Source organism: Achromobacter sp. UBA5777 (assembly GCF_002418565.1).
Lineage (GTDB): Bacteria > Pseudomonadota > Gammaproteobacteria > Burkholderiales > Burkholderiaceae_B > Achromobacter > Achromobacter animicus.
Genome location: NZ_DIEJ01000184.1, coordinates 42254 through 42510 on the forward strand (window position 1 = coordinate 42254; position 257 = coordinate 42510).

The window sequence follows — 257 nt, forward strand, 5'->3', positions numbered from 1 at the left end:
GTCGCCGCCGCGGAAGCCGCCTTCACGCTGAGGACGGTCGCCGAAGGGACGATTGCCCTGGTAGCCGCCTTCGCGCTGGGGACGATCGCCGAAGCTGGGACGGTCACCGAAGGAACGCTGCGGGCGGTCGCCAAACGGGCGGTCGTCGAACGAACGGTTGCCTTGATAGCCGCCGTCGCGCGGCTTGAACTCGCCACGCGGGCCGCCGAACGAACGGCCTTCACGCGGTGCGCCATCGCGCGGCGCGCCGTCGCGGT

The 257-nt window shown here is 72.0% G+C and carries 1 pseudogene; it reads right to left on the reverse strand.

Going from position 1 to position 257, the window contains the following annotated elements:
- Nucleotides 1–257, reverse strand: a pseudogene (locus tag B3446_RS14485) (RNA helicase); the annotation flags it as partial.